Genomic DNA, 6,849 nt, shown 5'->3' with positions numbered 1-6,849 from the left:
TTAGGTAATGCTACTTTTATATTCCTTGGGTTCAAACCCAAGGCTAATAGCTAAAACCCGTTAAAACGGGTTGAGTAAGTATTTAGGTAATGCTACTTTTATATTCCTTGGGTTCAAACCCAAGGCTAATAGCTAAAACCTGTTAAAACGGGTTGAGTAAGTATTTAGGTAATGCTACTTTTATATTCCTTGGGTTCAAACCCAAGGCTAATAGCTAAAACCCGTTAAAACGGGTTGAGTAAGTATTCAGCCGTCAGCGTTTAGCTTTATTTTCACTTCTCGCACAAGTCTCTCACTTGTTATACTTCCTTTCTCCCGTTTGAGAGGCTTCGCCAATGGAATGTTAGTTTTAAGCTGATGGCTGATGGCGGATAGCTTAAAATACTTACCTTTAATTTAGGGCTTGCTGAATAACCCTGAAACTCTCGCCTAATCAGGGTTTTGAGGATTTTGAAAAGCAAAAAAGTTCAAATTTGGCACTCAATTGGGGAAAAATCTCGGAAAAAAAGACCCATTCTTAAATTTCACTGTTCCCTGTTCCCTTACCTCACAAGTAAATGAACACTTTTTCAGCAAGCCCTAATTTAGTGGTGAGAGTGTCAAAAAAACGCTATACTAGAGATTCTGTCTGTCAACTTACATCGCATCTCTATTTAGTTAACGCTTCTATGCCTCAATCTACCCTTGGTAATAACCCCTCCATTGCACTTTCCCATCTCGGCTGTGAAAAAAATCGGATCGACTCTGAGCATATGCTAGGGCTACTGGTGGAAGCCGGTTATGAAATTGACGCAAGTGAAGAATTAGCCGATTACGTGATTGTCAATACCTGTAGTTTTATTCAGGCCGCTAGAGAGGAGTCGGTGCGGACTTTGGTGGAATTGGCGGAAGCGGATAAGAAGATTGTGATTACGGGCTGTATGGCGCAGCATTTCCAGGAGGAGTTGTTGGCGGAGTTGCCTGAAGCGGTGGCGGTTGTGGGCAGTAGTGACTATAACAAGATTGTTGATGTCATTAAACGGGCTGAACAGGGGGAACGGGTGAAAGAAGTTTCTCCTGAACCGACTTATATTGCTGATGAAACTGTGCCTCGGTATCGCACGACGGCGGAGGGGACGGCTTATATGCGGGTGGCGGAAGGGTGTGATTATCGCTGTGCGTTTTGTATTATTCCTCATTTACGAGGAAATCAGCGATCGCGCAGTATAGAATCCCTGGTCACAGAGGCTCAACAATTGGCCGCTCAAGGGGTACAGGAATTAGTGTTAATTTCCCAAATTACCACGAATTACGGGGTGGATTTGTACGGGAAACCGAAACTCGCGGAACTCTTGCGGGAATTGGGCCAAGTAGATATTCCCTGGATTAGAATTCATTATGCTTACCCCACTGGACTGACTCCCCCGGTAATTGAGGCTATCCGAGAAACGCCTAATGTTCTCCCTTACCTCGATTTACCCCTCCAACATTCCCACCCAGAAATTCTCCGGGCAATGAACCGACCTTGGCAAGGCCGGGTGAATGATGAAATTATCCATCGGCTAAAAGAGGCTATCCCTGAAGCGATACTGCGGACAACCTTTATTGTGGGCTTCCCTGGGGAAACGGAGGAACACTTTGCCTATTTGGTGGATTTTGTCAAGGAACATGAATTCGATCATGTAGGGGTTTTTACCTTCTCCCCAGAAGAAGAAACCCCTGCTTATCACCTAGATAACCAACTGCCCCAGGCGGTGATGGAGGAAAGGCGCGATCGCATCATGGAAACCCAACAACCCATCGCTGCCCAGAAAAACCAAGCAGAAGTCGGAAAAATTGTTAAGGTATTAGTGGAACAAGAACACCCAGGCACGGGCCAACGGATTGGCCGTTCCCCTCGTTTTGCCCCCGATGTCGATGGACTGGTTTATGTGCAAGGGGATGCCCCTCTAGGGGCTCTCGTTCCCGTGGAAATCACCCACGCGGATGTTTATGACCTCTATGGCAAAGTGGTCTAAACCTTGTCTCTATCTCTTGTCGCTCAGTATCTCACACTAAACCGTGATCGAAATCGACAATTGGATTGGCTCTCAATTTGAGCTAAATTTCATGATCTAAATCTCAAACTTGTCGTGAGTTGGTAACGCCCTGACGACATCCCCAAAACCCTAGGCCAGATGGGCAATACAACGTCCTCCCCTTAGTCAGGAAATCTTAACCTTTCCCCCAAAGACGGAAACCCCCCCTAGCCCGATTGGTCTAAATGCGTTACAACTAAAGTTAAGTTTAAAAAACTTAACGAAACGAAAATTGCATTAAGGAATTTTATGACCATTTCGTTCAAAAGTCTTGGACTGTCTGATAGTCGCGTCCAACAACTCGAAAGCATGGGGTTTGAACAGCCCACAGAAATTCAACAGAAAGCCATTCCTGAGTTGTTAGCGAATCGTGATGTAGTGGGACAGTCGCAAACCGGGACCGGGAAAACCGCCGCGTTTTCCTTGCCCATTCTCGAAAAGATTGACCCCAAAGCATCGGCAGTTCAGGCTTTGATCCTGACCCCGACTCGTGAATTGGCGCAACAGGTGTCTAGCGCGATCGCAGACTTTGGGAATAAGCATCTACAAGTCTTGACCGTCTGTGGGGGTCAGTCCATTGAACGACAAATTCGCACCCTACAACGAGGAGTCCCCCTGGTCGTCGGGACCCCTGGACGGGTCATCGACCTGTTAGATCGGAAAAAACTAGACCTCTCCCAAGTGGAATGGGTTGTGCTGGATGAAGCCGATGAAATGCTGAGTATGGGTTTCATCGACGACGTGAAGAAAATCCTCAAACAAACCCCCGACCAGCGCACCACCGCTTGTTTCTCCGCCACCATGCCGCGAGAAATTCGGGACCTAGTGGACAACTTCCTCAAGTCCCCCATCACCCTCAGCGTCAAACAATCTAATGCAGCCCCCTCCCGCATTGAACAACGGGTCTATATGCTGCCCCGCAACTGGTCGAAAATTAAAGCCCTGCAACCCATCCTAGAAATGGAAGAATTGGAAGCCGGGATTATTTTCGTGCGCACCAAACGGTCTGCCGCCGAAATTACCAATAAATTACAGGCCAACGGTCATAACGTGGACGAATACCACGGAGACTTAAACCAAAACCAACGGGAACGCTTAGTTCAACGCTTCCGGGATGGACAAATTCAATTAGTGGTTGCCACGGATATTGCCGCACGGGGGTTAGATGTCCAAGACCTCAGCCACGTCATCAACTACGACCTCCCCGACAACGCCGAAACCTACATCCACCGCATTGGTCGGACGGGACGGGCCGGGAAAACCGGGGTTGCTCTCTCCCTCATTCAACCCGCCGACCGTCACCTACTACGACGCATTGAACGGCGACTGGGTGAACGCATTGACCCCAGTAAAATCCCCTCTCGGGCTGACGTAGAAGGGAAACGCATTGAGAAACTCAAAGAACAGGTGCAGAATACCTTAACTGGGGAACGGATGGCTTCTTTCTTGTCCTTAGTGAACGAGTTAAGCAGCGAGTATGACCCCCAAGCCATTGCCGCCGCGGCCTTGCAAATGGTCTATGATGAGTCCTCTCCCCCTTGGTTACATCAAGATTGGGATGTGCCGCCCGCCGACTTCTCCAAACCCATTAAACGGAAGAAAAATCGCCGTCCCAATAAATCCAAAACCTCTAACAGTTCCTCCCGTTCTTCCCGTAAGGACGTGAAGAAATCTGTCATTTCTCACAAAAGCCAATAAAAAAACGGCACAATAGATGGTGAACGTGGGATAATATATAATTCCCGTTCATCATTTGTTGTTTTTGTTTGGGCGAATTGAGTCTTTATTCTGGTTTTTAAGTTGTGGTTTTAAGTCCTTCTGCTCCTGCTGCGATCGCACCGTCTCACACCGAAAACCGAGTCACTCCTACTAAAGTCCAGTGGCGCGGTTTGATCGAAGAATACCGTTCATTTCTCCCCGTAAGTGACGCTACCCCCATAGTGACACTCCGAGAAGGGAATACGCCGTTAATTCCCACCCCCTCCCTCGCGCAACAGATTGGTCGGGGGGTGAAAGTTTATGTGAAATACGATGGCCTCAACCCCACCGGAAGTTTTAAAGACCGGGGAATGACTTTGGCTATCTCAAAAGCCAAGGAGGCGGGGGATAAAGCAGTCATTTGTGCCAGTACCGGGAACACCTCGGCCTCGGCCTCAGCCTATGCCCGACGGGCCGGAATTAATGCCTATGTGATTGTTCCTGATGGCTATGTGGCCCTAGGGAAACTCGCCCAAGCATTACTTTATGGGGCTGAAGTCATTGCCATTGATGGGAATTTTGATGATTGTTTGAAAATTGTCCGGCAAATGTCCGACGAGTACCCGGTTACTTTGGTTAATTCTCTCAACCCCTATCGTCTCCAAGGGCAAAAAACCGGGGCTTTTGAGATTGTCGATGATTTAGGCGAGGCCCCGGACTGGTTATGTATTCCGGTGGGGAATGCGGGGAATATTACTGCCTATTGGATGGGGTTTTGTGAGTATCAGCAACAGGGGTACAGTAACCGCCTTCCTCACATGATGGGGTTTCAAGCGGCTGGGGCAGCCCCCATCATCCAAGGGAGTCCGGTGAAGTCACCAGAAACCGTCGCCACCGCTATCCGAGTGGGGAATCCGGCGAGTTGGGAAAAGGCGATCGCTGCCCAAGAAGCCTCTCAAGGACAATTTAACCCCGTAACCGATGATGAGATATTAGAAGCCTATCGTCTCCTAGCATCTCACGAAGGAGTCTTCTGTGAACCCGCCAGCGCGGCATCGGTGGCCGGGTTATTAAAGGTGAAAGATCAAGTCCCCGACAATGCAACGGTGGTTTGTGTGTTAACCGGACATGGGTTAAAAGACCCCGATGCGGCCATTAAACACAGTCACAATGCCATCCATACCGGGGTAGGATCAGATTTGGCGGAAGTGGCGAAAGTGATGGGATTTTAGTTATTGGTTGTTGGTTGTTGGTTGTTAGTTGTTTGTCTAGTTTTCAACTATCAACTCATCAATAACTGTTTGATCAAACAGAAATAGCGTCACTTCATCACGCCATCTCAAAGAGAGATTTTGATAAGTTGTTTTATCTTGAATATCAATATCTTGTTCAATTCTAGACCTTCTAAGAACTTCTGCAATTTGAATGGGTTTATATAAGTCTGTGCGTGCCTTTTTGATGATTTCATTTAGTCTAGATTGTGCTTCGGATAAGCTCATTTTTGGATTTTTTGACTTGGATTTTTTGACAATGTTCAAAACAGATTCAATTATTGCTGCTACTACAGGAACAGGAACACTATTCCCAATTTGTTTGCGTGCTTCAGAATAGCTACAAATTAATTTATAAATATCAGGAAAACCTTGCAGTCTCAACATCTCTCGCTCAGTTAGGCGACGTTGGCCATTAACAAGTAAATAATTATAAGATGCTCCAGATCGTAGCGCACAAGAAAAAGGATGAATTCCTATGTTTCCACTCTTGTTTTCATGCCAAATCATATCTTGATCAGTTTTTTGTGTATCCCAAAAACTAAGTTGTTGATATTTTTGCGCTTTGGATTGAGTGGCAACTGCTTGTAAACGCTTTTTACGAATTGTTTCCGATACATAATAAAAATCACTAACGTCTTGTTCTAGCAAATTTGAAAGAGGTATCATAGGCAATTTGCCTAATGGAAATCTAAATTCATCAACTTGCAAATCTTTACGAAAACCAACAATAAAAGTTCTTTCTCGTTTTTGAGGCAACCCAAAATCTAACGCGTTGAGAATTTTACAATTGGTGATATACCCAAGACTATTGAGTGTTTTTAGGATAACCTGTATTGTCTTGCCTCGATCATGGGTTTTTAGCTGTTTTACATTTTCTAGAATAAATGCAGGGGGTTGTTTGGCTTTTAAAATACGGGCAATATCAAAAAAAAGAGTTCCTCGAATATCATCAAACCCTTGATGGTTGCCGATGATGCTAAAGGGTTGACAAGGAAAACCAGCAAACAGTAAATCATGGTCGGGGATATCCCATTCACGAATGGCTGTAATATCTCCCAAGGGTCTTTGTTGAAAGTTTAATTCGTATGTATCTTGTGCTTTTTTGTCAATATCACTGGCAAAAATACAATGACTTTTGAGGTTATAGTTCTGACAAACTTGTTCAACAGCAATACGGAAGCCTCCAAGACCACAGAATAAATCTAAATATCTAATGTTTGCTTCTATCACTTGTATTTTTTTAGCGTCTTTCAATACCCGTATTCATCATTTTAGAGCAAGGATAGCTCACTCTACGACTTTCAACCCTCTGTGACTGGGGTGTGCCGCAGAATGCTCAAGATGTCTTGGAATTCGTCGAGGTGGGTGGGACTCACAAAGAGGAAATTCCCGAAACAATCCCCCTTGAGATGGGATAAAGGCCGCAATTGTTGGGTGTCTTCGTCCACTAACCACGCTGTATAACCGTAATCGAGGATTAACTGTTGACCGTCGCTTCCTTTGGGTTGTTCAACGAGTAAATAGTGAATGCGATGTTGGGCCAACAACTCTCGACTCCCTTTTAATGCTTCTAACTCAGCCCCTTCAATGTCCATTTTTAGGAAATGACAGTCTTGAATGTCCTGTTGTTGGAAATAATCGACTAAAGTAATTGTGTCTGGTTCAATGAAGCGATCTGCGCAGGGTAAGAGCATCTCAATCATGCTTGACAAAAGGATTGTAGAAGAGTAGTCATGTAATCATCGTCCATAGCAGCACGTTGTCGCTTTTGTCGAAGACTGCGTTGAACAGTAGAGTCTTGACGGAGAAGGTTAAGAGAT

5 protein-coding genes are annotated in these 6,849 nt (G+C 45.7%); 3 read left to right on the top strand and 2 right to left on the bottom strand.

Annotation, left to right across the window (positions count from 1 at the left end; all coding sequences use genetic code 11):
• The first annotated feature begins 668 nt into the window (after nt 1–668).
• The 3 genes from rimO to thrC all read left to right on the top strand — a co-directional run bounded on the left by rimO (nt 669) and on the right by thrC (nt 4,987).
• Entirely contained in the window at nt 669–1,997 is a 1,329-nt protein-coding gene (gene rimO, locus PN462_RS20095; RefSeq protein WP_272130620.1) for a 30S ribosomal protein S12 methylthiotransferase RimO, read from the top strand.
• Nucleotides 1,998–2,306: 309 nt separating this feature from the next.
• Entirely contained in the window at nt 2,307–3,755 is a 1,449-nt protein-coding gene (locus PN462_RS20090) for a DEAD/DEAH box helicase (RefSeq protein ID WP_272130619.1), read from the top strand.
• A gap of 104 nt (nt 3,756–3,859) precedes the next feature.
• Nucleotides 3,860–4,987, top strand: a complete 1,128-nt coding sequence (thrC, locus tag PN462_RS20085) for a threonine synthase (RefSeq protein WP_272130618.1) — start codon at nt 3,860–3,862, stop codon at nt 4,985–4,987.
• A 36-nt stretch (nt 4,988–5,023) separates the two neighbouring features.
• On the opposite strand, the gene PN462_RS20080 is transcribed toward thrC, so the two are convergent.
• Nucleotides 5,024–6,292, bottom strand: coding sequence for a HaeII family restriction endonuclease (locus PN462_RS20080; protein ID WP_443029238.1), 1,269 nt, complete (start codon nt 6,290–6,292; stop codon nt 5,024–5,026).
• 38 nt (nt 6,293–6,330) lie between these two features.
• Nucleotides 6,331–6,723 carry an FkbM family methyltransferase gene (locus PN462_RS20075; protein WP_272130616.1) on the bottom strand — a complete coding sequence of 131 codons (393 nt, stop codon included), beginning with the start codon at nt 6,721–6,723 and terminating at the stop codon, nt 6,331–6,333.
• Between the last annotated feature and the right edge of the window lie 126 nt (nt 6,724–6,849).

Origin of the sequence: Spirulina sp. CS-785/01, from assembly GCF_028330525.1 — a bacterium.
Classification (GTDB): Bacteria; Cyanobacteriota; Cyanobacteriia; order Cyanobacteriales; family Spirulinaceae; genus JAQMSD01.
Note: the sequence above shows the minus strand (reverse complement) of the source record. Positions and strands in the feature narration are given on the sequence as shown.

Excerpts from the sequence above, each read along its gene's own strand:
- rimO (WP_272130620.1), top strand. The coding sequence starts at position 669 with ATGCCTCAATCTACCCTTGGTAATAACCCCTCCATTGCACTTTCCCAT.
- PN462_RS20090 (WP_272130619.1), top strand. The coding sequence starts at position 2,307 with ATGACCATTTCGTTCAAAAGTCTTGGACTGTCTGATAGTCGCGTCCAA.
- PN462_RS20075 (WP_272130616.1), bottom strand. The coding sequence starts at position 6,723 with ATGCTCTTACCCTGCGCAGATCGCTTCATTGAACCAGACACAATTACT.